At 58.9% G+C, this 25,910-nt stretch carries 23 protein-coding genes; 4 read left to right on the top strand and 19 right to left on the bottom strand.

Translation table 11 applies throughout. The features are described 5' to 3' along the window. Position 1: 1 nt before the first annotated feature. The 17 genes from tssE to IM294_RS16230 form a co-directional block, all read right to left on the bottom strand. Positions 2–565 (bottom strand): type VI secretion system baseplate subunit TssE, encoded by a 564-nt coding sequence (gene tssE / locus IM294_RS16310; RefSeq protein ID WP_028013485.1) that lies wholly within the window; start codon positions 563–565, stop codon positions 2–4. Continuing rightward, entirely contained in the window at positions 558–1,370 is an 813-nt protein-coding gene (locus tag IM294_RS16305) for a type VI secretion system accessory protein TagJ (protein ID WP_047367782.1), read from the bottom strand. The genes tssE and IM294_RS16305 overlap by 8 nt, the downstream gene beginning before the upstream one ends. 9 nt (positions 1,371–1,379) lie before the next feature. Then, the gene (locus tag IM294_RS16300; protein WP_126818493.1) at positions 1,380–2,378 is read right to left on the bottom strand and encodes a hypothetical protein; all 999 of its coding nucleotides are present in this window, start codon (positions 2,376–2,378) and stop codon (positions 1,380–1,382) included. Positions 2,379–2,394: 16 nt separating this feature from the next. Further along, positions 2,395–3,192, bottom strand: coding sequence for a PP2C family serine/threonine-protein phosphatase (locus IM294_RS16295; protein ID WP_023336024.1), 798 nt, complete (start codon positions 3,190–3,192; stop codon positions 2,395–2,397). Then, entirely contained in the window at positions 3,189–4,949 is a 1,761-nt protein-coding gene (gene tagH, locus IM294_RS16290) for a type VI secretion system-associated FHA domain protein TagH (RefSeq protein WP_126818492.1), read from the bottom strand. The genes IM294_RS16295 and tagH overlap by 4 nt, the downstream gene beginning before the upstream one ends. A gap of 86 nt (positions 4,950–5,035) precedes the next feature. Continuing rightward, positions 5,036–5,389, bottom strand: a complete 354-nt coding sequence (locus tag IM294_RS16285; protein ID WP_126818491.1) for a T6SS amidase immunity protein Tai4 family protein — start codon at positions 5,387–5,389, stop codon at positions 5,036–5,038. Further along, on the bottom strand, positions 5,386–5,877 hold the full coding sequence (locus IM294_RS16280; protein WP_023330611.1) for a type VI secretion system amidase effector protein Tae4: 492 nt from the start codon (positions 5,875–5,877) through the stop codon (positions 5,386–5,388). Before IM294_RS16280 ends, IM294_RS16285 begins: the two co-directional genes overlap by 4 nt. A 58-nt stretch (positions 5,878–5,935) precedes the next feature. Further along, positions 5,936–6,418, bottom strand: coding sequence for a type VI secretion system tube protein Hcp (locus IM294_RS16275; RefSeq protein WP_008502640.1), 483 nt, complete (start codon positions 6,416–6,418; stop codon positions 5,936–5,938). Between the two features lie 225 nt (positions 6,419–6,643). Then, a complete protein-coding gene (gene tssC, locus IM294_RS16270; protein WP_006810956.1) occupies positions 6,644–8,143 on the bottom strand; it encodes a type VI secretion system contractile sheath large subunit in 1,500 nt (499 codons plus the stop codon). 3 nt (positions 8,144–8,146) lie between these two features. Then, positions 8,147–8,671, bottom strand: coding sequence for a type VI secretion system contractile sheath small subunit (gene tssB / locus IM294_RS16265; protein WP_008502644.1), 525 nt, complete (start codon positions 8,669–8,671; stop codon positions 8,147–8,149). A gap of 75 nt (positions 8,672–8,746) precedes the next feature. Then, positions 8,747–9,763, bottom strand: coding sequence for a type VI secretion system protein TssA (tssA, locus tag IM294_RS16260; protein WP_126300436.1), 1,017 nt, complete (start codon positions 9,761–9,763; stop codon positions 8,747–8,749). Positions 9,764–9,774: 11 nt separating this feature from the next. Continuing rightward, the gene (gene tagF, locus IM294_RS16255) at positions 9,775–10,491 is read right to left on the bottom strand and encodes a type VI secretion system-associated protein TagF (RefSeq protein WP_028013492.1); all 717 of its coding nucleotides are present in this window, start codon (positions 10,489–10,491) and stop codon (positions 9,775–9,777) included. A 16-nt stretch (positions 10,492–10,507) separates the two neighbouring features. Continuing rightward, positions 10,508–14,128, bottom strand: a complete 3,621-nt coding sequence (tssM, locus tag IM294_RS16250) for a type VI secretion system membrane subunit TssM (protein ID WP_126818490.1) — start codon at positions 14,126–14,128, stop codon at positions 10,508–10,510. Positions 14,129–14,130: 2 nt separating this feature from the next. Beyond that, positions 14,131–15,369, bottom strand: a complete 1,239-nt coding sequence (locus IM294_RS16245) for a DotU family type VI secretion system protein (protein ID WP_028013493.1) — start codon at positions 15,367–15,369, stop codon at positions 14,131–14,133. 17 nt (positions 15,370–15,386) lie between these two features. After that, on the bottom strand, positions 15,387–16,730 hold the full coding sequence (tssK, locus tag IM294_RS16240) for a type VI secretion system baseplate subunit TssK (RefSeq protein ID WP_041909533.1): 1,344 nt from the start codon (positions 16,728–16,730) through the stop codon (positions 15,387–15,389). 28 nt (positions 16,731–16,758) lie between these two features. Continuing rightward, complete coding sequence (gene tssJ / locus IM294_RS16235; protein ID WP_028013495.1) at positions 16,759–17,262, bottom strand: type VI secretion system lipoprotein TssJ; 504 nt, start codon at positions 17,260–17,262, stop codon at positions 16,759–16,761. Between the two features lie 23 nt (positions 17,263–17,285). Further along, the gene (locus IM294_RS16230) at positions 17,286–17,780 is read right to left on the bottom strand and encodes a hypothetical protein (RefSeq protein ID WP_028013496.1); all 495 of its coding nucleotides are present in this window, start codon (positions 17,778–17,780) and stop codon (positions 17,286–17,288) included. Between the two features lie 978 nt (positions 17,781–18,758). Between IM294_RS16230 and IM294_RS16225 the strand changes: the two genes are divergently transcribed. Together IM294_RS16225 and IM294_RS16220 are read left to right on the top strand one after the other, a co-directional pair. Continuing rightward, positions 18,759–21,047, top strand: a complete 2,289-nt coding sequence (locus IM294_RS16225) for an FdhF/YdeP family oxidoreductase (protein WP_126818489.1) — start codon at positions 18,759–18,761, stop codon at positions 21,045–21,047. Between the two features lie 23 nt (positions 21,048–21,070). Then, positions 21,071–21,967 carry a LysR family transcriptional regulator gene (locus tag IM294_RS16220; RefSeq protein WP_126818488.1) on the top strand — a complete coding sequence of 299 codons (897 nt, stop codon included), beginning with the start codon at positions 21,071–21,073 and terminating at the stop codon, positions 21,965–21,967. On the opposite strand, the gene IM294_RS16215 is transcribed toward IM294_RS16220, so the two are convergent. Together IM294_RS16215 and IM294_RS16210 are read right to left on the bottom strand one after the other, a co-directional pair. Next, positions 21,946–22,704, bottom strand: coding sequence for a phosphate/phosphite/phosphonate ABC transporter substrate-binding protein (locus IM294_RS16215; RefSeq protein ID WP_126818487.1), 759 nt, complete (start codon positions 22,702–22,704; stop codon positions 21,946–21,948). The genes IM294_RS16220 and IM294_RS16215 overlap by 22 nt on opposite strands. Beyond that, positions 22,697–23,668 (bottom strand): fatty acid desaturase, encoded by a 972-nt coding sequence (locus tag IM294_RS16210; protein ID WP_126818486.1) that lies wholly within the window; start codon positions 23,666–23,668, stop codon positions 22,697–22,699. The genes IM294_RS16215 and IM294_RS16210 overlap by 8 nt, the downstream gene beginning before the upstream one ends. Positions 23,669–23,816: 148 nt before the next feature. On the opposite strand from IM294_RS16210, the gene IM294_RS16205 reads away from it, so the two are divergent. After that, positions 23,817–24,797, top strand: coding sequence for a GlxA family transcriptional regulator (locus tag IM294_RS16205; RefSeq protein WP_028013500.1), 981 nt, complete (start codon positions 23,817–23,819; stop codon positions 24,795–24,797). A gap of 78 nt (positions 24,798–24,875) precedes the next feature. Then, positions 24,876–25,886, top strand: coding sequence for a type I glyceraldehyde-3-phosphate dehydrogenase (gap, locus tag IM294_RS16200; protein WP_126326989.1), 1,011 nt, complete (start codon positions 24,876–24,878; stop codon positions 25,884–25,886). The last annotated feature ends 24 nt before the right edge of the window (positions 25,887–25,910 follow it).

Genomic DNA, 25,910 nt, shown 5'->3' with positions numbered 1-25,910 from the left:
ATTACCCCGCATCTTTCAGTTCAAAATGGCCGTTTTCCAGATCGACATCGGTGCGAAACAGAAACTCCAGCGGGTACGGCACACACCATAAGCGCCCTTTAATCTCGATGGAGAGCACGTTATGCAGATCCAGCGAGGAGGTATCCGACACGCAGCGGACCTGCAGCCCCTGCGGCAAAATGCGCGGTTCAAAATTGATGATGGCCTCGGTGAGCTTGCGCTGAATGTCGTGCCATTCGATGTCCGACATTCTCTTCCCGGCCAGCGGCGCGACGCCGAAGTTAACCACCGAGCGGCTCACGTGCGGCAAGGCGCTCAAATCCCCGGAGGCATCGTGGTTGATGGTGTTAAACAGCCACTGCAGATCCCGCAGCACGTTACGACGCAGCGCTGCGTGGGTGATCAGGTTGCTGTTAGCCGGCTCGCGTTTTTTTTCCGGATCGTTATCGGTGAGGCGATCGAGCAGCGAAGGCTGCATTTTGTCGCGCGCCCCCACCTTCTCCTGCCTGCTGCGGGCTTGCCAGCCGCTGCGCAGCAGATCGCCTTCGCCAGCGGGATTACTCATCGGCTCCATCCGTCGCAAACGACACGAGGCTTAACGACAGCAACGGGCTTTCGCTTTGCTCGCTGAGCCAGGCTTTCTGGCCCATCCCTTCGTACAGGGTGCCGTCCTCATCGAGCGGCTGCCACTCGGTAGTGCGGCCCAGTTTGATCGCATCCGACGCATCGGCAGCAAACGGGTAACGCGCCGGGATCTGACATACCTGCTCCGTACCGTCGGTCAGGCGCACCAGCGCGTGACGCCAGACCAGATCGGTCACGCTGGCAGGCGCCTGGAAACGGATCTCGGCGATAGCGTTAAACGGCAGCCAGAAATAGCGGCCGTTCACGATGGTTTCGCACACCGGGCCGAGACGGGCATCGCCGTCCATCAGCCAGTCAAACGGCTGAGCCTCATCATTTTCGAGGGTGATGTGGCCGGGAGTGGCCTGCGCCTGGTCAAGCGCTTCAAGGCGCAGCGACCGGGCACGCTCGCCCTCCTCGCGGAGCGCCGCGGCCAGGGTGGTCAGCCACGGCCACTGAGTTTCAGGCATGGCCGGACGCGCCTGCCCCGCCATCACCTGCGCGCGCTGCAGCTCGCCCTGAATGGACTGCTCCAGCAGCGTGACGGTGGGTTTCGCCTGCGGCTTCAGCGCCAGCCAGCTTTTCAGCTGGGTCAGCGCGCGCGTCCCGTTGCCGCTGAGGATTAAAAACTGCACGAACGCGGCGCGGAGGTCTGCATCTGCCGGACGGGCTTTGATCTCCGCTTCAAGACGCGCCAGCGCGTCGTTGAGCGTTTCACCCGCCAGGTGTTGATAGAGCGTATTCATAGCCATTCCTTAATTCGCCGCGCGCCAGGCGCCTACTGCCGGATCGCGCAGCTGAGGACGCAGGGTATCAATCAGAACGATATTCAGCGGGGTGCCTGGGGCAACCCAGGCGTTCCAGGTTTTCTTCACCGCCGCAATACGCGCCTGCAGTTTTGCATCGTCGCTGGCGGTCTCGCGGGAAATTTCTACCGCTACCGTGCCGTTGCTCTTCCAGCTGTTCAGGGTGCTGTCGTAAGGCAGGATCATCCAGCTCTGATCGCTGTCTGGCGTGCTGAATACCATGCGCTCTTTATTGACGGAGGTGATCAGTGCGTTTTCCGGATCGGCGCTCTGATTCAGCCCCATCACCGGGAAGCCGTGAATGTACGTCACCGCCATCTCTTTCTGCCCGCCGTTGCGGGACTGAGAGATAACGGTGTGACCGCTCAGCCAGCTGCCGTTACCGCAGCGGGTGGTGTCAGAATCCGGAATAAAGAGCGCCGGAGCGGACGCGCCGCCCTCCCAGAAGGTGCGCAGGTGGCAGCCATCCTGCAGGGTAAACTCCTGCCACGGCGTGCGGTCCGCGGCAACGGTGCGGGAAGCCACGTTCTGATCGGGTGGCAGTAACGCGCCGCTGGCTGGGGTTGCGGTGACGGTCTCGGCAGGCGCGGCCTGCTGCTGTTTCACCACCAGCGCCCAGTCCTGCGCTTTAGCTGCCGTGCCCTGCGCCAGCGTCGTTCCCTCGGGATCGTTGAGCGTCCAGCTGAGTTTATTCACTTTGCTGCACTGGTGTTCCAGCAGCGAGCCAAGACGCGGCACAAAGTTTTCCAGCACGGAGACGTCTTTCTTGCCGTTCGCCACAATGCGCAGCGCCACCTCAGGCTTACACCAGCTTTGCGGGGTGTTGTCTTTGATGTTGTCGATCCAGATATCCAGCTTCTGCGCAGGAGACTGCACGATGCGGAAATTTTCAGCCTGCGCGGTGGAGGTCGCCGCCAGAAGTGCCAAACCCGATAGCCAAAGTTTCATATCGTTCCTTGTGTGTCTAATCAGTTCCGCAGGGAAGAAATTGTGCTGCATCAGAGAGGGTGTGCAGCAAAGTGGTGTCCTGAGGGTTGCCCATCCATACCGCCAGGGCGGTATAGTTATCCTGCGCATTCCCCTCCTGCTCGCCATTCTTTTGAATGATTTGGTTCATTAAGGTCAGCCACTCCTGCGGCGTATTGACCATGTGCAGCGACTGCTTCATTTGCTCTTCGCTGACGCCGTGCCAGAACCCGTCGGTGCAGAGTAAAAAGGCATCGCCGTCTTCAACCTGCACCACGTCGCTGTAGCTCGCTTCCGGTCCGCCGTTTTCAATTCCCAGCGCCAGATAAAGCAGGTTGCTGTTGAGATCGTCCGTCTGATGCCCGGCATCCTTCATCTGCTGCACCAGACTGTGGTCCGTGGTGACGTGCCACAGCCACCCCCGGCGAAACAGGTACAGGCGGCTGTCGCCGGCATGCGCCCAGTACGCCAGCCCGTAGTCCCGGTCAATGAACAGGCTGACCAGCGTCGTGCCCATCCGGCGATAGTCCTGAACGGCCTGCTGTTCGCTCAGAATGGTGCGATTCGCCGTCTGCACGTAGTCGCGGATATGCTGCGCGTTGAGGTGCTTGTCGCCATCGAAGCGGGAGATAATGCTGTTACGGGCCAGTTCCGCGGCGACTTCACCACCGGGCAGACCCGCGATGCCGTCGCAGACGACAAAGCAGGCCGAGCGTTCCCCTATGGTTTCTCCCGTCTGATCCTGGTTGCTGGCGCGCGTCCCCTGGCGGGAGAGAGAAGCGGTTGCGATATTCATTTGTCTTCCGATCCGCTCTGTGAGTCTTTGTACTGATTCACCTCCATGTCATACGCATGAAGGAAGGCTTCGCCGAACAGGGTGTGGAAGTCATCCTCAATCTCGCCCGCCGTCTCGCCATAGCTACGAACAAAATAGTCCCACAGGGCGGCTTTGCGGCTGCCCGGCAGCGCCAGACGCGAGGTCATGCCGTTTTGCTTCGCCTGCTCCTCCAGCTGTTCCGGGTTAAAGGACTGCAGCATCGCGGCGATGATGGCGCGGATACCGGAGATCATCCCCAGCTGGTGCGCCTGAAGGTCGATCAGCGCGTCGCGCACCGATTTGGTCGGCGGCATAAAGCCCGGCATCGGGGTGCCGAACATCTGAATTAAGACGGTTTTCCCGGTCGGCAACAGCTTGAACGGGTTGTTGGCATCGTCCAGCACCATGGTCATATCGGCTTTTACGCCGCGTTTCAGGATGGAGCGCGACGAGAGCAGCGCCACGGTGCCCTGCGAGAACATGCCGAGAATCTGCCCCAACTGACGCATATTTTCCCGGTCAAACTGCGGAACAGGCTGCATTTCGCTCAGGCCCATACCTTCAAGCAGCGCCTGCAGCAGCTCGCCCTGCAGCACTTCACCCTTCTCGCCATTATTCGGGCTGGCGGTTGGGGATGCCGCGTTATTGACCGGGTCGATGCGCAGGCGCCCCTTCGGTGCCTGAGCGCTGCTGCGCGCAACGGCCTGCGGCGTAGGCATGGTGAAGCCTGCGTAATCCGGCCGCGCCGGCTCTTCTTCACGCGGCGTTTCCTGCGGCTCTGGGGCGAACAGCGGAGAATCGGCAAGCACGTCCTCTTCCTGCTCCGGTTCAGGCGTTGATGCTGGCTTTTCGTCTGCAATATCATCCGGGTGGGTTAACGGTGCTCCGCCCATCAGCCCGAGCGGGTCATCATTGCGCGCGGCTGGCGCGCTGGCCTTTCCACCGAACAGCGCCAGCGGGTCAAGCTCGTCCGCCGCGTCTTCTTTAGGGGCGGGTTGCCCCTCAACCGGCGGCACCAGCGTGGAAGGCGTCACGTCGTCAAAAATGCTCTCTTTTTTGAACAGCGCTTCGTCGCTGAACAGCGTGTCCGGGTCGACGTTCTTGCGCTCAAGCGTTGGATCGCTGTCGTTGAACATCGCCAACGGATCTTCGGCATTACGCTCCGGCGCGGCGGGCTGGGAGAAGGGATCCTGTGAGGCCGCAGGCTGCGGCTTTGCGCGGTTGCTGGAGATGCTGTCGGAGATGGAGAACTCCTGCATCAGGCTGTCCCAGATTTCGGAAGGCACGGCGGTCGGTTCCGCCTTCCCGCGTGGCGCGGGGTTAGCAGGCTTCGCTTGCGCTACGGGCGCAGCGGGTGCGGCTGTCGGACGCGCCTGCTGCTGCATGCTGGCCGCCATACGGCTCACCGGCTGTGTGTCGTGGATCAGTTCGGTCACTTCGATACGGTAGTCATCAATACCGAGAATGTCGCCATCCTGCAGTTCAACCTGACGTCCGCGCTCCAGCGGAATATCATTCAATACCACGCGGGTGACGCTGCCACGGTTGGTGACACGGCATTCGCCCTGAGCGTCAACGTGGACAATGGCCTGCAGACGCGAGATGGTGCGGTCATTGTCCGGCAATACCAGATTGTTATCCGTACCGCGCCCAATGGTGCCGCCCGGGGCGTAAAAATCACAGCTGCTTTGCGGCGGCTGATGACCGGGTTTCGTAGAAATAATCGTGAATCGCATGGCGTATTCCTGCTGGTATGATTAGCGCTCAAACGCTGCCGCTCTCGGGACGAGAACGGCGGCGTTTGGGGCCGCTTCCACTGCTTCTATTTTGCGGTTTTAAGCGGACGAATCGCGTCGCTGTTGGCGATTAAGCTGCACTTTAAAACCTGATATTGACCCGGTTCAGTACCGCCTATCTTCTCTTTCAGAGAAGAAACAATGATCTGGTCAGCTTTTTCAAAATTTTCAGCAGGGAGATTGCTTGCTTCCAGCCAGGCGGCCGCGCTGGCCTCTGCATCATCTTTCAGACTTTTACTGTCCGCGATCTTACTGATGCAACGGTTTTGCACCCAATTTTCAAAGATTTGTTGCTGAGAAAAAGCGCTGACGGCAGGCAGATTTTGGGCATAAACAACAGAGGCATTGATAGCCAATACCAGCAGTAATAAACGTTTCATTTCAGGCTCCAGAAGGTGGCGTTGGTCGGAATAAACGAACCATTACCCGGTGAGCCGAGGAAATGGCAATCATCAGAGCAAATATTTCCATTCCAGAGTGTGACATGACCGGTTGCGTCGCTCCAGCCATGCCCGGTAAAGATGATAATGCCTTGCTTGCCTGCAAATTGCGCAGGCGTTGGGGAAGAGACCGACATATCTGCATTGCCCAGTACCGTGGGGAGAAATGCAATCATATCTTTAACGCGGAACATATAGCGCTTTTTGTCATTCCCGGTCACTGTCGCATATTTACTGTTAGAAGGAATCGGAATGCCACAGTAATTTAAAACGTAACTCATACGAATTGGGCAGGCATTTTTAAAAATACCGGCGTCGATATTATGCTGAACTTTTCCACCCAATAATTTGCCAACCTGTTCTACGTTTACGTTCACTTCTCTGAATCTGTTCCAGGCGGCACCAAAAGCAGGACGCATATGAGACATCTCGTTTCTCCTTGATAAGAAGCTCAGGGTAAAGTGAGCCCTTTCGGGCCCACTATTATTATGCTTCTTTGTTTTCTTTGATATTCCAGCCAGCGCTGCTTTCAGCACCTTTACCACCCGACGTGGTCTGCTCCCAGTACTGCTGTTTCACTTTCGCAGCCTGGAATGCATAGGTCACACCCACGGTGTCGCCGTTGTCTGCACCGGTGTACTGAACGGAAGTCACCAGCACATCTTCCAGCGTAATGCGGGAGTATTCCACCTGCTGACCGCCCGCTTTACAGACGGACAGCTCAACCTTAGTCAGGTGTTTACCGCTGGCGCAGTGTTTCAGGATAGCGGTGGTGGATTTGTCGATCAGCGCGTTAACGTGCAGGTCGTTAAAGTTAACTTTACCGGCACCGCCGCCACCGCCAACGCTCATATTACCTGGCTGGGAAGCGCCCCAGGAGAAGGAGGTAATATCAGTCCAGCCGGTGTGGTTAGAATCTTTAGATTCGCCCGTAACACCCTCGACCTTCAGAAACATATCAATAGCCATAATATCTACTCTTCGTGGATGAACAATATTGCTTTCGAAAAAGCACTTATATGGCAAACAGGAAAGCATGGGGCTGAATAAAACCGTCCATATTTTACCTCTGCCTCATATCAAATGACCCGTGTCATTTGACAGTCTTACATTCCTCCGAAATAACGGAATGAATGTGAAGTCATTATTACCGTTCCAGCCGTCTTTCTTGCCGGCCCGTGCAAGATGTTGCTCTTACGCGTCTTTCGTCTTCAGCGACGGCAGTTTAGAAACCAGACGCAGGGAAACGGTCAGACCTTCCAGCTGGTAGTGTGGACGCAGGAAGAACTTCGCGGCGTAGTAGCCCGGGTTGTCTTCAATCTCCTGCACCTGCACTTCCGCAGCCGCCAGCGGTTTGCGGGATTTGGTTTCCTGGGAGGAGTTAGCCGGGTCACCGTCGACGTAGTTCATCACCCAGTCGTTCAGCCAGCGCTCCATCTCTTCGCGCTCGCGGAAGGAGCCGATTTTGTCGCGCACGATGCACTTCAGGTAGTGGGCAAAGCGGCAGCAGGCGAACAGGTACGGCAGGCGTGATGCCAGGCGCGCGTTGGCGGTGGCATCCGGATCGTGATACTCGGCCGGTTTTTGCAGAGACTGCGCGCCGATGAAGGCGGCAAAGTCGGAGTTTTTGCGGTGTACCAGCGGCATAAAGCCGTTTTTTGCCAGTTCGGCTTCACGGCGATCGCTGATGGCGATCTCGGTCGGGCACTTCATGTCCACGCCGCCGTCATCGCTCGGGAAGGTGTGGCACGGCAGGTTTTCCACCGCCCCGCCGGACTCCACGCCGCGAATCGAGGTGCACCAGCCGTACTCTTTGAAGGAACGGTTGATGTTGGCCGCCATCGCATAGGCCGCGTTCGCCCACGAGTAGCTGTTGTGGTTCGCGCCATCGGTCTGCTCTTCAAAGTCAAAGCTGTCCACCGGGTTGGTGCGAATGCCGTACGGCAGGCGCGACAGGAAGCGCGGCATCACCAGCCCCAGATAGCGGGCGTCTTCCGATTCACGCAGTGAACGCCAGGCGGCGTATTCGGTGTTCTGGAAGATCTTGGTCAGATCGCGCGGGTTGGCCAGCTCCTGCCAGGACTCCATCTGCATCACGCCCGGCGCGGTACCGGTAATGAACGGACAGTGCGCCGCAGAGCCGATGCGCGCCATTTCCCCCAGCAGCTCAACGTCCTGCGGGCTGTGGTCGAAGTAGTAGTCGCCGACGATGCAGCCAAACGGCTCGCCGCCGAACTGACCGTACTCCTGCTCGTAGATTTTCTTGAAGATCGGGCTCTGGTCCCAGCCCACGCCCTTGTAGCGCTTCAGGGTGCGGCCCAGCTCCTGCTTGGAGATGCTCATAAAGCGGATCTTCAGCATCTCGTCAGTTTCGGTATTGTTGACCAGGTAGCTCAGACCGCGCCAGGCGCTCTCCAGCTTCTGAAACTCTTCGTGGTGAATGATCTGGTTCACCTGCTGCGAGAGCTGCTCGTCGATACCGGCAATCAGGTTCTGAATGGTGCGGTAGGTGTCGTTCGAGAAGGTAACGGTATTTTCCAGCGCCTGCTGCGCCAGAGTCTTGACCGCGCTTTCTACGGCGGAGCGGGCCTGATCGGTTTTCGGGCGGAACTCTTTGTTCAGCAGCGCGCTGAACTCATCCTGGCTGAACGCCTGACCCGCCTGCTGATCGTGTTGTTGAGTCTGGTTGCTCATCGATTATTCCTCGCTACCTTTCGCACTTTCGTCATTTTTCGGCAACTGGCTCAGGGATTTGAGCAGCGTCGGATCCTGGAGAATTTTTGCGATCAGCTCTTCCGCACCGTTTTTGCCGTCCATGTAGGTCAGCAGGTTAGAGAGCTGCGTGCGCGCCTCCAGCAGCTTGTTCAGCGGCTCAACCTTGCGGGCCACCGCGTCCGGCAGGAAGTCGTCCATGCTGTCGAAGGTCAGATCGACATTGAGCTTACCTTCGCCGGTCAGGGTGTTATCTACCTGGAACGCCACGCGCGGCTTCAGCGCCTTCATGCGTTCATCGAAGTTATCGATGTCGATTTCCAGGAATTTACGCTCGTCGACGGCTGGCAGGTTTTCCACCGGCTTGCCAACCAGATCGGCCATAACGCCCATCACAAACGGCAGCTGAATTTTGCGTTCTGCACCGTAGATCTCTACGTCGTATTCGATCTGCACGCGGGGAGCACGGTTGCGTGCGATGAATTTCTGTCCACTGTTACTCATTGCCATGATGTTCTCCATCAAAGATGCGCGGTGAAGGTGAAACGGCAGACTCCATGCCTGTCGTCATAATGCCAGGACGCGTCATTCGCGGCGTCCAAAGATGTTTTCCAGTTGGTTAACGCCGTCTGGCGCCAGGTCGCGAATAATGTCCATAAAGTTAAGTTCTGACAGCCGCTGCACCCGTTCAATCATCAGCGGCGCGGGGTGGCTCGGTTCGTACTGCGCGAAATACTGCTTCGCTTTTTCCAGCATTAGCTGCGCGTCGGCGCGGCTGGTAACCTGCACGCTGCGCCAGTCGGTGACCGGCTGAACGGGCTGCGCTGCCGCAGGCTGCGGCTCAGCGTGCTGTTCAGCCTGCGCTTCACGGTTCGGCAGCAGCTTACTGATGTCGGTCACCTGACAGGCGCTGGCGACCAGCCCCACGGTTTTCAGCAGCTGTTCCATTTCCGGTACGCCGCTTTCACCGAGATGCCCGATAAGCAGCTCGCGGATGGCCAGCAGCCGTTCGTTAATCACAATGACCGCTGCGGTCCCCGGCTGGTCGCCGCGCGCCAGTTCGTCAATCAGCCTCGGGCGACCGCCGGGATAGTCCGGACACTCGGTTTTACTGCCGTCCAGCAGCGCCTGGGCGTCACGCAGCGAAATTTCATCGCCGTTTGAACGCAGCAGCGAGGCGTTACGTACCGCGACGGTGAGCTCGGATTTATCGCTCAGCCCTGCCAGAGCGTTAATGCGATAGAACGGGTCGGTTTCGCCATATTCTTCCAGCAGCGGATAGAGCGGCTCCCAGTAGCGCGCGATAGCCTCCTGCACCAGCAACAGCCCGTCCGCGTAGCCCACAAGACCGCGACGGCGGGTCCAGGCGTGGGTTAACGCCAGCATCACGCGAAGATCTTTGGTGCGGCTCAGCAGGCTGGTAGCGAATTTTTCTACCGTGTTCCAGTCCGCCGGCTCTGCCGGGATGATGGTGTCGCCAAACTGCTGTTCCGCTTTGCCCTGACTGGCCTGGTTCATCGCCTGGAAGTCAGCGTCATATTCCAGATTGTCGCCACAGGGCTTATCGGGACTTATTGGCGCGAGAAATTCTTCGATATTCATGAGATCCCTGCTTATTCAAACATAGGCGGATAGAGACCGTGACGGCCCGGGCGGGCGCCCCCTGCCGGGTCGAACAGCAGGGTAAAAAGCTGCCCGGTGAAGTTGCCGCTGTGAACGTGGGTGTATAGCGGGTAACCGTCGCAGCGGTTAGTCCACCAGTAGCTGGTCTGACGCAGCGGGTCAAAGCACTCTGCCGCCTGCGGCCAGCCCAGCGTGCTTTGGCCGTCCTCGTCGTAACCAATGACGTCGAGGATGTCAGAGCGCTTCTGCGGCTCGACGGGCTGCGGCGCCGGAATGGACATCAGCATCTCATCCAGCTGCGAGGCGGAAAAGCTGTTACGCACCGCGTGCAGCCCCAGACGACCAATTTGCTGATACCAGCTCTCCGCCTGGCTGAGCAGGCTGGTCGACCACTCTGACGGGGCGAAGCTCAACTGAATGCAGACCGGGTACTGTCGGCCAACGCTGTCGCGGCCGGGCAGCAGGCAGCCCATCTGGATCATCTGGCTGCCCAGCATCGGCGGGACGACGAAATTCCAGACCGGAGCTTTGGTGAACTGGCGCTCGCCGCTGCGCTGCTCTTCCTGCTGCCAGGCCAGCAGGCCAACCTGAAACCAGTGCGACCACTGGCGCTGTAAGGTGTCAGGAAAGCGACGCTGCAGGAAATCTCCGGCGCTGGGTAATTTGCCATACCAGCTGTAGCGGTTCATCGCAGGGGTATTCGTCATACGGCTGTCCTTGCGGTTATGGGCATGAAAAACGGGGAAGCTGGAACGGGTTGCGGATGCTGTTCGGCGCAAACTCCAGCGTGACCTGATGTCCGTCGACGTTGAAGGTGGCCTGACGGCTCAGGCTACCCGCGCCCGGACTGGTGCTCGCTTTGTCAAAAAAGCGGTTGAGCGCCCAGGAGCCGTTGGTCACAAGCGTCGCGGTGCTGCCGTTAGCCAGACCCAGCTGCATACGGACCTGGTTGGTGCCGCCCGGCCCCGGCCAGTTCATGATCTGCACCGCCTGCGGACCGTGGCTGTAACGCAGCAGCTGGCCGTCGACATCCAGCGTCAGGTTCAGAATGGTGTTATCCATTCGCACGGTGCGAACCGTCACCTTGAAGGACGGCGTGGTTGCGCCGTTAGCAAAGAAGGCGTCGCGAATCGACTGGGCCTGCTGGAACGGCCTCAGCAGCCCTTCGCTGCCCGGCAGGGTTTTACCGTCGATACCCGGCATAAAGCGCCAGTTTGCCTGCGTCGTATCCACTTTGCTGGTCAGGTTATCGCGAAAGAAGGTATCCATCAGCCCGGTGCCCGGCGCGAACATGCGGGCGAGATCGTCCGGGGTTACCTCAGTGCTGGCGCTGCGCACCAGCGGGTAGCGACCGGCGATCGCCTGACGGCAGAAACCGCCGACTTCAACGTTGATCCGCTTACGCACGTTTTCCAGATCGCGGCGCTGGGTATCGCTGCTGGCCCCCACCGCCATGTTGCTGAACATGGTTTGCAATCCGCCCGGCAGTCGACCGGCGCTGGCCTGCAGACGGCTGATCGCCTCGCCGCCCGGTGCCGGCATACCGCTGTTGGCGGCGTCCTGCACGGCGGTCAGGTAACGATAAAGCTCGTCCACCTGCTTAAGAAAATCATCAAAGACGATGGTCTTGCCACCCTTTTCCAGCGGCTGGGCCAGCTCAATCATCGGCGCGTAGTGGTCCGTCACCAGCTGCTCCGGCGCCTGAGTAATCGCGGCGGCCTGCGTCGGAGCATTGTCATTATTGCTGAACAGCGCTTCCAGCGTGCGGGTGGCGCGGTTGCTCTGCGCCTGCGCTTTATCGGCATCTTCCGGTGCCGGGGTATCCCGGGAGAGCGTCAGCACCTGGCTCAGGTTCTGCACCAGACGGCGCAGGGGCGAGTTTGCACCAGAGAGCAGGCGCGCAGTGTTGATGCGCTGGGAGAGATCGGCGCTGTTGTTAAGCTGGATGTCGGCGAGAAAGCGATCCCAGTTCGCGATAAAGTCGCGCATGTAGAGCTGGCGTACGGCGTTATCGATCTGCTGTTTATCTTCCTGCGCGGTCGCGGCGCCCAGCACCCAGGCGTCGTCTTCATGCAGAGCGGTCGTTACGCTGTCAATCTGGCTGTTAAAGCTTTTCCAGTAACCGTCCGGCGTATAAAGACCCGGCACCCCTTCGCTCACCGGCTTACCGCTTTTGCGGGAAAACACCAGCTCGCTCTGTGGCCCGCCCAGGTCGGAAAGGGAGACCGGTTTGAGGTTGTCGTCATGTTCCAGCAGGCGCTTCAGGCGACCGTAGACGCGGGTTGAAAGCGGCTGCTGGTTGATCAGCGCTCTTTCACGCCCCACCAGGGATTCGTCCTGCGCGTACGGCGAGGCCTGAATTTTCGGCTCCAGCAGCTGGGTGAGGTGCCATTCGAGCTGCTGCAGTTGCGCCTTCGTGACATTTTGCGGCAGGTTGCGCTGCAGGTTGAGCATCACCCAGGAGTGCAGGAATTTGCCGTCGTAGTGCTTCGGCTGATAGAGCATCTGATAGGCTTTCAGCGCCTCGTAGCTGTACTCCACGTCGCTGCCGTTATCGTTGCGCAGCCAGGTGGTGATGTGCATAGCAACGGCGGGCAACAGCAGCTGATCCAGCGCCTTCTGGTACAGGGACTGCGAAGCATCGCTGACGTCATCCCCACGGTAAAGCCCCATGCGGCGGGAGACTGGCGGATCGTTGACATCAAACGCGTCGCTTTTCGGCAGGTCCACCAGGCCATTCAGCAATGGCAGCAGATCGAACAGGTCACGCTGCGGCTGGTTCTGCAACGCTTTGCTCTGCTGGTCCAGCAGCGGCACCTTCGCATCCACCTCTTCCAGATAGGCCTTGTTTTTAGCATAGCTGGTCAGCCACAGCCCGCCGAGGATTGCCAGCAGGGCCAGCAGCGCCACGTAGCCGGACCAGATCACCGCCCGGTTGCGCAGTTCCCACCAGCGGTTTTCCCCGGCGATCCCGGCTTCCTGGAAAATAACGTTTTGCAGCAGGTTCTTGATGAAGAAACTCTGGCCCTTCGCGCCCGGGATTGGGGCTTCTTTACTGACCGAATCCCAGTTATCGCGCTCTGCCCCTTCCGGCAGGGAGAGCGCGCGGTTCAGTTCGCCCATTACGCGGTCAAACGGCATGCCTTCCTGCGTCCCGCTGGCGAAGTAGATCCCGCGCGGGGAGAACTCAGTTTCGAAGTTGGAGCGCGCAAAGACCGTGCTAAGGTAGTCCGCCAGCAGCGGACGCAGCGCGGCGAACTCCTGCGGGAAGAGATACGCTTCGGCGCGGGTTTTCGCGTCATGCTCTTTGAGCATGGTTTCCGGCAGCCCGGCATCGAGGCGCTGCTGCAGCAGCGAAAATTCCTGCTGGAAGTTGCCCATCAGGTCGTAATCGGCGTGTTTGGTCTGCTCCCACGGCAGCGTGAAGCCCCAGATCTGGTCGCGCTGCGCTTTATCGTAGTCGGCAAACCAGGCGCGGAAGCCTTTGAGAAGGTCGGCCTTGGTCACCATCACGTACACCGGGAAGCGGATACCCAGCTGTTCATGCAGCTCAGACAGGCGCTGGCGCAGGTTCACCGCCTGCTGGCGGGACGCCTCGGCAGACTGGGTCAGCAGGTCCGAAATGCTGATCGTGACGATGACGCCGTTGATCGGCTGGCGGCGACGGTACTTGCGCAGTAGCCCCATGAACTGCAGCCACTCACCGGCATCCTGCGCCTGCTCGCTCTCCTGGGTGGTATAGCGACCCGCGGTGTCCAGCAGCACGGCCTCGTTGGTGAACCACCAGTCGCAGTTGCGCGTGCCGCCAATACCGCGCAGCGCGGTCTTACCAAAACGGTCGGCCAGCGGGAACTGCAGCCCGGAGTTCACCAGCGCCGTGGTTTTACCGGAGCCCGGCGCGCCGATAATGACGTACCACGGCAGCTGATAGAGATATTGCGTGCTGAAGCGCTGGGTCCACTGGGCGCCCTGGCCCGCTTTGCTGAAGTGCGCTTTTTTAAGCATCTGCGCGGCTTCATCAAAACGGCTGGCGAGGATCTGCTCCTCACTGTTCAGGCGCTGCTGCGGATCCGCCGCCTCCGGGCTGGTGGTGTTCTCGTTGAGCTTGTCCATCAGCTTGCGGTTCAGCCAGGCGTTATAAAGGCGCGGCAGAATATGGCCCTGCGCCCACAGCAGGTAGACCACGGCGATACTGATGATGCGGTTCTGTTCGGATTCGAGCGGTCGGGTGTCCACGATGGACAGCAGAGGGCCAATCATCCAGATCACCGCCGCCAGCGCCGTTACGCCGAGGAAGCTCCACAGAATGCGGTTGGTCAGAATGGAAAGAAGTGTAGTCAGCATCCTTAGTTTCCTTGCGGCAATCCGTTCAGCTCGGCCTGGGTGTTTTCAGGCGACACCAGCAGAGTAATTTCCACACGGCGGTTACGGGCGCGGTTTTCCGGCGTCGTGTTCGGCGCCACCGGGTTAATCTCGCCCCGCCCTTCCGCCTTCACGCGGCCAGGCTGAGAGAGGCTTCCCTGCAGCATTTTCTGTACGGAGCGCGCGCGTTCCAGTGAGAGCTCGTAGTTAGAGGCAAAGCGCGCGCTGCGGATCGGCACGTTATCGCTGTAGCCCACCACCAGAATTTTGCCGCTGACGTTGTTCATCGCCTGCGCAATGCGGTTGATGACCGGTTCATAGCGGTCGCGCACGACGGTCGAGGCGGAGGCAAACAGCCCGTCGCCCTTCAGGATCACGACGCTGCGATCTGCCTGGTCTTTTACCGCCACCAGACCCGCCTCAATTTCAGGCTTCAGGAAGCCGCGCAGGTTAAGCACCGCGGGCAGCTGACGCGCCGGCTGCTGGATGGTGGTTTCCGGCAGTTGGGACTGATAAATCTTCGCCAGCACCGGGTTGGTGTTGTCGCCAAGGCGCCAGTTAAGCACGATATAAAACAGGCAGGCGATAAACCCGGCCAGCGCCACGCAGGCCCACAGGGGAACCATCGGCCGCCAGAGCTTGCGCAGCACCGGACGATCTTCCGGATGGGGAGAAAGCGGCGGCGGATAGCTGCCGCGCACGCCGCGTATCATCTGCCACAGCCGCTGCTTGATGGTTTCAAGCTGGGTGCGGCCATTGTCCAGCACCCGATAGCGCCCCTCGAAGCCGAGCAGCAGGCAGTAGTTGATCATCTCCAGCAGCAGGATATGCTCGCGCGGGTTCTGCGACAGGCGCGCCAGCAGCTGGAAGAACTTTTCGCCGCCCCAGGTTTCGTTATGGAACGTCACCAGCAGGCCATTGCTGGACCAGACGCCGCTGCTGCCCCAGGGAGTCAGCGCGGCGGCCTCGTCCAGCGCCGTGCACAGGCAGTAGCGCGCCCCGACGATCACTTCGTAGGGCAGCCCCGCCTGCTGGCAGCGGACTTCAAAACGGCGAATCTCATCGATCAGGCGCTGGCGTAACGCCACCTGATCGTCATGTGATACCGAATGACGGATCTGCGGAATCGCGTTGAGCAGCGGATTGGCGGCCGCCACCAGCTGATTGTTGCTACTGGCTCCGGTAAACGCGGCATCACTGCCGCTATCCTGTCGTTCCTGCATATTAAGCGCTCGCTTTATTATTCTGTCGGGCTACGGATGGCCCAAAACTCCATATCCAGCCCCGGGAACTCCCCTGCAAGGTGCAGGGCGAATGCGCCGGACTTATCCATCTCGTGCCACAGCTCGCTACCCTTCTCCAGCTCGAAGTAGCTGTAGCCGGCATGCCACGGGATCTGCGGCGGCGCGACCGGCATGGCGCGCAGCATAATGCCCGGCAGCTGCAGCTGAACCAGATCGCGAATTTTCGAGACCGGGGCAATTTTCATCTGCGCCGGGAAATGGGTTTGCAGGTGTTCGCCCGGCACGTTGGCTTTCACCGCCAGCACGAAGCCAAATTCGCGCACCATGCTGGTTTCAGGAACGGTGGCGATGTTCAGGCCATGCGAGCGCTCGTTAAGCGGCAGCTGAATGGCGTGGTCTTCCATCACCAGCGACAGCCCCTGGCGCAGCATCAGCATCAGCTTGCTGAAGCAGTTCGCCAGATCGTCGTGATCGTAGATCGGCAGCACGCTCTCGGTGGTGCGCTGCGACGTCCAGGTCGTGAGCTCGGTGGCAAACGGCAGCCAGCTGCGCCAGAGCGTTTCCGGGTGCAGCAGCGGCAGCGTTTTTAAATGTGAAACCTCGCCCAGATGACGGTTCACGAGCGAAAGCAGCGTAAATTCAATCAGTTCAGAGGTGTTAAAGCGGCCAGGCTGACGCAGGCGGCCACCAATCTGCTGGCTGCGCTGCACCAGCAAACCGTGCAGATCGTTGATCATGCTGTAGATCTGCGGGCTGTTATTGGCGTTCAGCATCGGCGGGATGTAGCTGTTATCCAGCCGCACGTGGTTGTCGTTGCGTTTTTCAGTCACAAACGCCACGCCGATGGATGTCCATTCTGCCGTGAGGTCTTTTTCCAGCATCAGCGTCAGGCGCAGGCGGCCAAACTGGACGGTGGCATCCCCCACCGACATGGCGTTATCGTCCTCCACCTCCTGCTCAAACGCGACGAAGCGGGCCAGCGAGGCGGGCTCTTCGCTGAAAATCACCTCTTCCCGCTCGCCACGACGAACCGGCAGCGCGAGCACCACCTTTTCGTTGGTGAGATTGTCAGGAATTTTTAGCGGCGCGGGACCATTGCGTCCGTTGCGGACCTGGAAAAAGGTGCCGTCCGGCAGTAACCCGCTGCAGTAGCTCAGGGCAATGCAGCCCTGGCGAAGCATCGCTTCGTCCAGTTCTACGTCGAGAAAGCCCCAGAGATAGGAACGCTGCAGCGCACCCCACTCACGAACATGGTTGAGCAGATAACTTTCAGTCCGCTGAAAATGGTGTGGACGCAGGAACATGCCTTCGGTCCAGACGACCTTTTCTGCTTTGGTCATGATGATGTGTTTCCTGTTGTGAAGCGCGTTACTGGCTGATGACCCGAATGCCGTTTACGTCGAGAAAAACGTTGGCCTGGAGTTCATCCGCGGACCATTTCCAGAACTGGTAGATATGATTTTCGCCTGGCACAGGCAGCGGGAGTGAAACGCGCCATTTTTTACCGTCCAGCTTCTGATATTCCGCCATCACGCCGATATAACGCGCCTCAGGATCGCTCTGACCACTGAGGGTTTTGGACAGCTGTCCCGGCATCAGGAAGAAAACGTCGCTGTTCAGCAGATTCGCGCCAAGCGTTGCTGACGCGTTGTTCTGCAGGGAATAGAAGTCGCTGGACATGAAATCCGCATCGGATTTCAACAACAGCACCCGGACTTTAAGTGGCGCAGAATCATTGATTTGTGGATGAGCCTGAAACTGCAGATTGTAGCGGGAAGGGTCGCTGTGTGAAGACGACGTACAACCACTGACAAGGGCGAAAATCGCCGCGTAAAAGACTAACCACAGCCGATGAAACTTTTTATTATTCATAAAAATACGCCTACGAAAGCCGTTTAGTTCAGGATCCAGGTACCGTTAGCGCTGTCTTTGCAGGCTTTGCTGTTGCCATCCACATCGACGCAGGTCGCTTTTTTACGCACCTTAGGACGAATGGCCTGTTTGCGGACGGTGGCTTCGTACTGGTCGGCTTTGATAACGGCACGCATCGGGACGTAGCCAATCAGCTGGTCGTTCCCCTCATCGGCGAGCGCCATCCAGTAGTGTTCAACCTGCCCCAGCACTACATAGGTTTTTCCGGTTTCCAGCGTACGGATAACCTTTCCACCAAAATCAGGACGGCTCATCAGGGAGGCCGGGTACATGGCACGATAAGGCTCGTTGAGCTGGGTGAATTCCGTTGGCGGCACCACGGCGTGACGGTGGGTCAGGGTGACACCGTTGACCTGGCTGGTCACGATCGTGTCGTCAGTGATTGCCGGTTTCTGTGGCGCTTTACAGCCCGCCACCGCCATTACAAACAGAAGTGAAAACAGTACGCGCATTTTCATATGCTTTTCCGTAGCGATATTTTGATGATGGAGATAAGGGGATGAAATTTGACTTAGGTGCTATTGTTAAAATAGTCAGGATAATTTCGGGGTGTTACTAATTTAAAGGCATAGCTACCGCACGAGCCCTTCAGAATAAGGCCCAGCGTCTTCCTGACATATTTTGACAAACGGTAAACAAGTTTACATGAGCTTTGCTTCAATTCAATATTTACCGCATCGTAAGTGGTGGTAATTGAAGCAGCCAAAACATTATAGGATTAATCTGATAAAAAAACCCGGCATGGCCTGGATCTACTTATTTCAACACCCTCTAATGATATAACACACTGTTATTAAAGCATAAAATTCAAAAGAAAACGGATTTCATTAACGCAATAATGCTATTATCGCCACTACCATAATTAGTAGAAGTGTCGTTTTGGTGATATCAGAAGAAGATATCGACGATGAATTATTTGTTGCACTAACAGGGTATGTTTAATATTGCCGCTTCACCTGACGACACCATCACTATTTAACCTATTGACTGCGCCTTTAATTTCACGACTCAAAATAACTTATATTTCATGTAGTGATAATAACCCTGTAAGTGATTATACATTTCCATTAATCATTAAGCCTGAGTAAACTTTCTCGTCACTATTTCGAATACCGACGTTGCTACAGCGCCTGTCAGCCACCATGTTTCCACTTTTGAGCGGCCGTCTCTTTCATTCGAAATTTTACCTGCGCTACATGCTTTCTCTCTCGACGCTATCTATCCTGCCTACCGGATGATAGATACAATTTATTATTAAAATGATAAAATTTCGTTATAATTTCTTTAAATAGTTGCATGCCAACATTTTTAACTCATTGTTATAAAGATAATTACAGGCAAGAGCCGTAACTCGACCGCGTGGATTTCCATCTCCGCCAGTCATTGCTTTTGCTTATTACCCAGCCGTTGCGCGACCAAACACGTCAGGAGTCAGTATGAACACGAAAAGACGCTCAGTTCCCGGTATCAGACACTACGATGGTCCTGCCGGCGGCTGGGGCGCGTTGAAGGCGACGGCCATTGCGGTACGTACCCAAATGGATACCCTGGACGCTCCCGCGACGCTGCTGCGTACCAACCAGCCGGACGGTTTTGACTGCCCCGGCTGCGCGTGGCCCGATAAAGAGCACAAGTCGACATTCCAGTTCTGCGAGAACGGCGCGAAAGCGGTAACCTGGGAAGCGACCAGTAAGCGCGTGACGCCCGATTTTCTGGCGGAAAACAGCGTCTCCTCGCTACTGGCTAAATCAGACTTTGAGCTGGAAGGTTACGGTCGTCTGACGCATCCCCTGCGCTATGAACGGGCCAGCGATACCTTCCGGCCCGTCGACTGGGACGAGGCGTTTCAACGCATCGGGGAAATATTGCGCGGGCTCGAACCGGACCAGGTCGAGTTCTATACTTCCGGGCGCGCCTCCAACGAAGCGGCGTATTTGTTCCAGCTGTTCGCCCGCGAGTACGGCACCAATAATTTCCCGGACTGCTCGAATATGTGTCACGAGGCCACCAGCGTCGGCTTGCCGCGCTCCATCGGAATTGGGAAAGGCACCGTCTCGCTGGACGATTTCGACAAGACTGAGCTTGTAATCTCCATCGGTCACAACCCCGGCACCAACCATCCGCGAATGATGGGTACCCTGCACGAGCTGGCGCGTCGCAATGTGCCGATTATCGTTTTCAACCCGCTGCGCGAGCGTGCCCTCGAACGTTTTGCCGATCCGCAAAGCGTGATTGAAATGGCAACCTATGGCTCTACGGACATCGCCTCGACCTACTTCCAGGTGAAGGCCGGGGGCGATGCCGCCGCGCTGAAAGGCATTGCTAAACACCTTCTGGAGATGGAGGCCGAACGCGGTGACGTGCTTGACCGCGCGTTTATTGCAGAACACACCCGGGGTATTGAAGATTTTGCCGCCGATATCGCGCAGACCCGCTGGGACGACATTGAGCGCGAGTCGGGGCTCAGCCAGGCGGCGCTCAAAAAGGTGGCCGAGGCCTATGCCAAATCAAACGCCACCATCATTACTTACGGAATGGGGATTACCCAGCACAATAAAGGCACGGCGAACGTCCGCCTGATTGCTGACCTGCTGCTTCTGCGCGGGAATATCGGCAAGCCCGGCGCGGGGATCTGCCCCCTGCGCGGCCACTCTAACGTTCAGGGGAACCGGACCGTCGGGATTAGCGAGAAGCCTGCCCCGGCCTTCCTGAACCGCCTGAAAGAGGTGTTTGGCTTTGAGCCCCCTTCCCGTCACGGACACGATGCGGTGCAGGCGACGCAGGCCATGATCGACGGTCGCGCAAAAGCGCTCATTTGCCTCGGCGGTAACTTTGCCGTCGCGATGCCCGACCACGAGAACGGTTTCCCGGCGATGGGTAACCTGGATCTGAGCGTGCACGTCGGGACCAAGCTGAACCGTACCCATCTGCTGGTGGGCAAAGAGACCTTTATTTTCCCGTGCCTCGGCCGCACGGAGCTGGATATGCAGGCCACCGGCCGCCAGTCCATCACCGTCGAAGACTCCATGTCGATGGTGCATGCTTCCTCCGGCAAGCTGAAACCCGCCTCGCCGTTGCTCCGTTCGGAGCCTGCCATCGTCGCTGGCCTCGCAAAGGCTACCCTGCCGGAAACACGCGTGGAGTGGCTGACGCTGGTCGAGGATTACGACCGCATCCGCGATTTGATCGAGCAGACCATTCCGGGCTTTGAGAACTACAATGCGCGGATCCGTGTTCCCGGCGGCTTCCGCATGCCGCTGCCTCCGACACAGCGTATCTGGCCGACCGCAACGGGCAAAGCGATGTTCTCGGTTTTCGACGGCGTACAGGAAAACGCCAGCGGTGAAGGCGAGCATGTGCTGCGCCTGATCACGCTGCGCAGCCACGACCAGTACAACACCACCATTTACGCCCTGGACGATCGCTACCGTGGCGTATTTGGCCGCCGCGACGTGCTGTTTATGAACGAAGAAGATATGGCGCAGTCAGGGCTGGAACACGGCGATCGCGTGGATATCGAAACCGCCCTCCCCGGCAGCGCGCAGCGGCTGGAAGATATTACGGTGGTGGCGTACAACATCGCCCCGGGCTCCGTCGGCGCGTATTACCCGGAGGCCAACGTGCTGGTGCCGCTCGATTATCTCGATAAGGACAGCGGTACGCCGTCGTATAAATCGGTTCCGGTTCGCATTACCCTGCGCTCGAAAGAGATCCGCATGCTGTAAGGCTTTACGCGCAGAGAAGAGTGATGGACATAAAACAGTTAAAATATTTACTCGCGCTCGACGAGACCCGCCACTTTGGTAAAGCGGCATTGCGGTGCAACATCACCCAGCCGACCCTCTCCATGCGCATCCGCAGCCTGGAAGAGGAGCTGGGGCTGGTGCTGATCGTGCGCGGGCAGCGCTTTGAAGGGTTTACGCCGGAGGGAGAGCGCATCCTCGCATGGGCGCGCGCGCTTCTTGCCGCGCACGACGGATTGCAGGCGGAAGCCGCGCTGTGCAAAGGCCAGGTGGTGGGTGAATTACGTCTGGGGATGGTGCCGCTGGCGAGCGTGGATCCGATGATCTTTATCCGCCTGCTTACGCAAAAGTACCCGGAGCTGACCTACAGCCTCTATTCTATGTCTTCGGCGCAGATTGCCGACGGCGTCAGCCGCAATCAGCTTGAGCTGGGGATTTGCTACCTGAACAGCATCGACACCAGCCTGTTTGACATTATTCAGCTTCCTAAAACGAAGATGGGGCTGCTCCACGACACCCGTCATTTCCAGCTTACCCCGGAGACGCTGACCTGGCACGACCTGATGGATTTTCCGCTGGGGTTCCTGACCAAAGGGATGCACTACCGGGCGCATATGGAGGCCAGCTTTAAAGCTGCTGGCATCGAACCGACGGCCGTTTTTGAGAGCGACTCCACGTTCCAGATCATTCAGGCGGTTCAGAGCGGCGTATGCTGCGCCGTGATGCCGCTGAATAACGGGCTGGAAGCCCTGAACAGCACTTTCAGGATTGTCCCCATCGCCGACGCGAACATTGAGGCTCCCATCGGCCTGATTATGCGCAGGCAGAAACCCGTCTCTTCGCTGGCGCTGCGCTGCTTTACCGACGCGCAGGCGATTTATCACGCGGACAAGGAGGCGTAAGCCTGGCGCGTCACCACGCTGAAACCGCCGATCAGCACTGCGGCGCAGACCTCCCGGTAATCCGGCGCACTCACCAGCTCGCGCAGCGCATCGCGAATGGCGCTGAGCGTTTCGGGGGACGTGCGTCGCGACGTGATTAATGGCAGCCCTGGCGTCAGCGGCGTTCGATCGAACGCCGCCAGCCCCGCAAGCCGTTCCGGCTCATGACGCTCCAGCAGCGCCCAGGTCACGCAGTCGATGGCGGCGATATCGCTCTTCCCGCGCTGGACGTCAATCAGCGACTGACGGTGGCTGCCGCTGAAAGACGTTTGTGAAAAAAATGGTCCGTCAACAATCAGGGGAGCCACCTTTTTTCGCAGCGCGTTATAGCCGGACTGCGAGTCTTCCGAATTACAAACCACCCGACGTCCGCGAAAATCCGCCAGCGTGAGATGCCTTTCCTCCGCGCGCGCTACCAGAAAACTGCGGTACTGGCTCCCTTCGCAGCCCGCGGCGGTGTAGTGAAAACAGCCCACCACCTGTACCTCCGGGAGCTGCGTCACCAGCGGGTAGCCGCATGTCTGGCTGAGGATAAGCTCAGGCTGCTGCCAGTGGGCCAGCAGGTCAGACTCCGGCCAGCCGGGAGCACCACCGACGGGCACGCCACGCGCGGCCAGCAGATGCTGCACCGCCAGCCAGAGCGCGCGGGTATCGCCGCGATCCACGGCGTACATGGGAAACGCCAGCAGGTTACTCATACCTCTCCTCCTGTTGTTTTCCGGGATGGACGGTGACCTCCACTGGCCGGGTCCAGAACTGGCGTAGCCATTCACCGTAGCCCCGGACCACAAAGCCGTGGTTACGCTGCCGGTACGCCTCCCGGTTTTGCCGGTAGATCGTCGGCAACCCGTACCAGGGAACGCCCGGTAAATCGTGGTGAATAGAATGGTAGTTGAGATTCAAAAACAGCACCCGCCAGACTAGCCCGGCCTCGTTAATGACCGAGCGCGCGAGCGGATCGTCCGCCGCCCGATGTTCGTAGAACGAGCGGACCTTGGTCAGCGCCAGCGCCGGATAGCTTACCGCCAGCACAAACCAGACGGGTGAAAAGCCGTGATGCACCATCCACGCGAAAAGTGCCGCCAGCAGCAGAGCGTGAACCAGCCACATCGTCATCGCACGCAGGTGAAAATCACGAAACGCCGCCCCGGCGCTGCCCAGCGTCTGGACGATATCCAGCAGCGGCGCCAGCAGAAGCCGCCCGGCAAAGGTATTCCGGGCCCGGATCAGGCACTTCTGCCACGGGGAAAAGCGCGCCCAGCTCGCCTCGGTAAAATAATACGACTCCGGGTCATCCACCGGATCGGTCAGGCTATCGTACCGATGGTGGGCCAGATGGGAATCCCGGTACAGGCCATACGGATACCAGACCGCCAGCGGGAGCGTGCCAAACAGCTGGTTAAGCCGGGCAAAACGGGTGGGATGCCCGTGGATCAGCTCGTGCTGCAGGGACATGTACCAGGCGGTAAACCAGATAAGCAGCAGCGTGGCGGGAAGCAGGCCGAGCGTTTGCCAGAATGTTAGGGTGGAAAACCAGCCGGTATAGATAATGACGATCAGCAGCCACGTAGGGAGTTCACTTCGCCACAGAACCCCAGATGCAAGTCGGTGGATGTGATTGCGCTGCTGCGGATGTAAATAGAGGGAGCTTCGTTTACTCATTCCTTCAGATGCCGTTTCGCCAGAGACAATACTCTGACGATCGGGGATAACGCCTGAAATGACAAAGAACTTAAATCGCTTTGCTTTGCCGGAAACGCAGGGTCACGCCCGGCTTGACTTATTCTGTGGTAAAGGTACTTTTCAGGACATGAAGAAAATATTAATTATCGTACCTGACGGCGGCATGCTTTTTGAGGCCGCCGGTATCGCCGACATTCTGATGCAGGCCAACCGGCTGCATCCGGAAGGGCTTACCCAGCCCCGCTACCGTATCATCATCGCCACCACGCAGCCCCACCAGGTGATCCACGGCCAGTCTGGCCTGAACCTGCTGGCGGACTATCGTCTGCCGGAGCTGGATCCGCGCGAACCGCTGGACACCATTATCATCACCGGACGCGGGATCAACGAGCAGGAGAGCACGGCGGTGGTGGACTGGCTGCATCTCGCTGCGCCGCACGCCCGGCGGGTCGCCTCCATTTGCGGGGGCGCGATGCTGCTTGCCCAGACCGGCTTGCTGGACGGCCGCCGCGCAACCACCCACTGGCGGCTGCTGGAGACGATGCAAGCCCAGTACCCGGCTATCCACGTCGAAGGCGGCCCGCTGTATATTCAGGATGGCCCCATCTGGACCTCCGGCGGCGTGAGTTCCGGGTTCGATCTGACCCTGGCGCTGGTGGAAGACGACTATGGATTTACCCTCGCCCGCGACGTGGCGCAGGATATGGTGATGTATCTGCGTCGCCCCGGCGGACAGCTGCAGTTCAGCCGCTATAGCCTGCAGCAGCCTGGCGCATCGGGGCCTATCAGCGAACTGCAAACCTGGATCCTGCAGAACCTCACCGCCGACCTTTGCGTGGAAAATTTGGCCGAAAAGGTGGCGATGAGCCCGCGCAATTTCACCCGGGTTTTTACCCGCGACGCGGGCGTCTCGCCTGCCCGTTACGTGATGGAAGCGCGCCTGGCCGCCGCCCGACAGCTGCTTGAGCAGACCCATGATCCCCTTGAGCGGGTTGCCGAGCAAAGCGGGTTTGGCACCAGCATTAACCTGCGCCGCGTGTTTGAGAAACAGCTCCACCTCACGCCAGGCGAGTACCGCCAGCGCTTCCACTGCCGCAAGATGGCGTAATCTGATCCTTTTTTGTCGTTTACGCCAACCGGCCCCGCGCCTACAGTGACTCCAGACAACAGAGATAAGGAGTGCACCATGGTTAAGGTCGGTATTAACGGTTTCGGCCGTATCGGACGTAATTTCCTGCGCGCGGCGCTGGGTAACCCGGATCTTCAGATTGTGGCCATTAACGATCTGACGGACAGTAAAACCCTCGCCCACCTGCTGAAACATGATTCCCTTCTGGGCAAACTGCCCGCGCCCGTTGAAGCGGCTGACGGCGCGCTGCAGGTGGACGGTCAGCGGATTGTGGTGTTTAGCGAACGCGACCCGGCAAATATTCCGTGGCGCGATGTTGGTGTTGACGTGGTAATTGAGGCCACCGGCTTCTTTACCGATCGGGAAAAAGCGGCGGTGCACGTCACGCAGGGTGGCGCAAAGCGCGTCATCATCTCCGCGCCCGGCAAGAATGACGATCTGACGGTTGTGATGGGAGTGAACCACGATCGCTACGACCCGGCTCAGCACGTGGTCGTCAGTAACGGGAGCTGTACCACGAACGGTCTGGCGCCGGCGGCTCAGGTGCTGCATCAGCAGTTCGGGATCGAGCATGGTCTGATGAACACGACGCACGCCTACACCAACAGCCAGGCGCTGCACGACCAGCCGGAAAAAGATCTGCGCGGCGCGCGCGCGGCGGCGCTGTCGATTGTGCCTTACTCCAGCGGCGCGGCGAAAGCGCTGGGCAAAGTGATCCCCTCCCTGGACGGCAAGCTGACCGGGTACTCCCTGCGCGTGCCGGTGCCGGTGGTGTCGATTGTGGATTTAACGGTAACGCTCAGCCGTACCGTAACCGCCGAAGAGGTGAATGAGGCGTTCCGCAACGCGGCCGCCAGCGGGCCTCTGAAAGGGATCCTGGGCTATAGCGATGAACCGCTGGTCTCCAGCGACTACCAGGGCGACCCGCGCTCCTCCATTATCGACGGGCTTTCCACGCTGGTGATTGGCGGGAACATGGTGAAGATCCTGGCGTGGTATGACAACGAGTGGGGCTTCTCTAACCGCCTGGTGGATCTGGCGGTGCTAATGGATAAGAAAGGGCTGTAAGCCTGGAGCCGGGTGGCGCGAACG

This window comes from Enterobacter cloacae complex sp. P43RS, assembly GCF_014930585.1.
GTDB lineage: Bacteria > Pseudomonadota > Gammaproteobacteria > Enterobacterales > Enterobacteriaceae > Enterobacter > Enterobacter bugandensis.
This window is presented reverse-complemented; position numbering and strand designations above follow the sequence as displayed.

What these genes read in the sequence shown, in the direction of transcription:
- tssE (WP_028013485.1), bottom strand. Translation starts at nt 565, where the DNA reads ATGAGTAATCCCGCTGGCGAAGGCGATCTGCTGCGCAGCGGCTGGCAA.
- IM294_RS16305 (WP_047367782.1), bottom strand. Translation starts at nt 1,370, where the DNA reads ATGAATACGCTCTATCAACACCTGGCGGGTGAAACGCTCAACGACGCG.
- IM294_RS16300 (WP_126818493.1), bottom strand. Translation starts at nt 2,378, where the DNA reads ATGAAACTTTGGCTATCGGGTTTGGCACTTCTGGCGGCGACCTCCACC.
- IM294_RS16295 (WP_023336024.1), bottom strand. Translation starts at nt 3,192, where the DNA reads ATGAATATCGCAACCGCTTCTCTCTCCCGCCAGGGGACGCGCGCCAGC.
- tagH (WP_126818492.1), bottom strand. Translation starts at nt 4,949, where the DNA reads ATGCGATTCACGATTATTTCTACGAAACCCGGTCATCAGCCGCCGCAA.
- IM294_RS16285 (WP_126818491.1), bottom strand. Translation starts at nt 5,389, where the DNA reads ATGAAACGTTTATTACTGCTGGTATTGGCTATCAATGCCTCTGTTGTT.
- IM294_RS16280 (WP_023330611.1), bottom strand. Translation starts at nt 5,877, where the DNA reads ATGTCTCATATGCGTCCTGCTTTTGGTGCCGCCTGGAACAGATTCAGA.
- IM294_RS16275 (WP_008502640.1), bottom strand. Translation starts at nt 6,418, where the DNA reads ATGGCTATTGATATGTTTCTGAAGGTCGAGGGTGTTACGGGCGAATCT.
- tssC (WP_006810956.1), bottom strand. Translation starts at nt 8,143, where the DNA reads ATGAGCAACCAGACTCAACAACACGATCAGCAGGCGGGTCAGGCGTTC.
- tssB (WP_008502644.1), bottom strand. Translation starts at nt 8,671, where the DNA reads ATGGCAATGAGTAACAGTGGACAGAAATTCATCGCACGCAACCGTGCT.
- tssA (WP_126300436.1), bottom strand. Translation starts at nt 9,763, where the DNA reads ATGAATATCGAAGAATTTCTCGCGCCAATAAGTCCCGATAAGCCCTGT.
- tagF (WP_028013492.1), bottom strand. Translation starts at nt 10,491, where the DNA reads ATGACGAATACCCCTGCGATGAACCGCTACAGCTGGTATGGCAAATTA.
- tssM (WP_126818490.1), bottom strand. Translation starts at nt 14,128, where the DNA reads ATGCTGACTACACTTCTTTCCATTCTGACCAACCGCATTCTGTGGAGC.
- IM294_RS16245 (WP_028013493.1), bottom strand. Translation starts at nt 15,369, where the DNA reads ATGCAGGAACGACAGGATAGCGGCAGTGATGCCGCGTTTACCGGAGCC.
- tssK (WP_041909533.1), bottom strand. Translation starts at nt 16,730, where the DNA reads ATGACCAAAGCAGAAAAGGTCGTCTGGACCGAAGGCATGTTCCTGCGT.
- tssJ (WP_028013495.1), bottom strand. Translation starts at nt 17,262, where the DNA reads ATGAATAATAAAAAGTTTCATCGGCTGTGGTTAGTCTTTTACGCGGCG.
- IM294_RS16230 (WP_028013496.1), bottom strand. Translation starts at nt 17,780, where the DNA reads ATGAAAATGCGCGTACTGTTTTCACTTCTGTTTGTAATGGCGGTGGCG.
- IM294_RS16225 (WP_126818489.1), top strand. Translation starts at nt 18,759, where the DNA reads ATGAACACGAAAAGACGCTCAGTTCCCGGTATCAGACACTACGATGGT.
- IM294_RS16220 (WP_126818488.1), top strand. Translation starts at nt 21,071, where the DNA reads ATGGACATAAAACAGTTAAAATATTTACTCGCGCTCGACGAGACCCGC.
- IM294_RS16215 (WP_126818487.1), bottom strand. Translation starts at nt 22,704, where the DNA reads ATGAGTAACCTGCTGGCGTTTCCCATGTACGCCGTGGATCGCGGCGAT.
- IM294_RS16210 (WP_126818486.1), bottom strand. Translation starts at nt 23,668, where the DNA reads ATGAGTAAACGAAGCTCCCTCTATTTACATCCGCAGCAGCGCAATCAC.
- IM294_RS16205 (WP_028013500.1), top strand. Translation starts at nt 23,817, where the DNA reads ATGAAGAAAATATTAATTATCGTACCTGACGGCGGCATGCTTTTTGAG.
- gap (WP_126326989.1), top strand. Translation starts at nt 24,876, where the DNA reads ATGGTTAAGGTCGGTATTAACGGTTTCGGCCGTATCGGACGTAATTTC.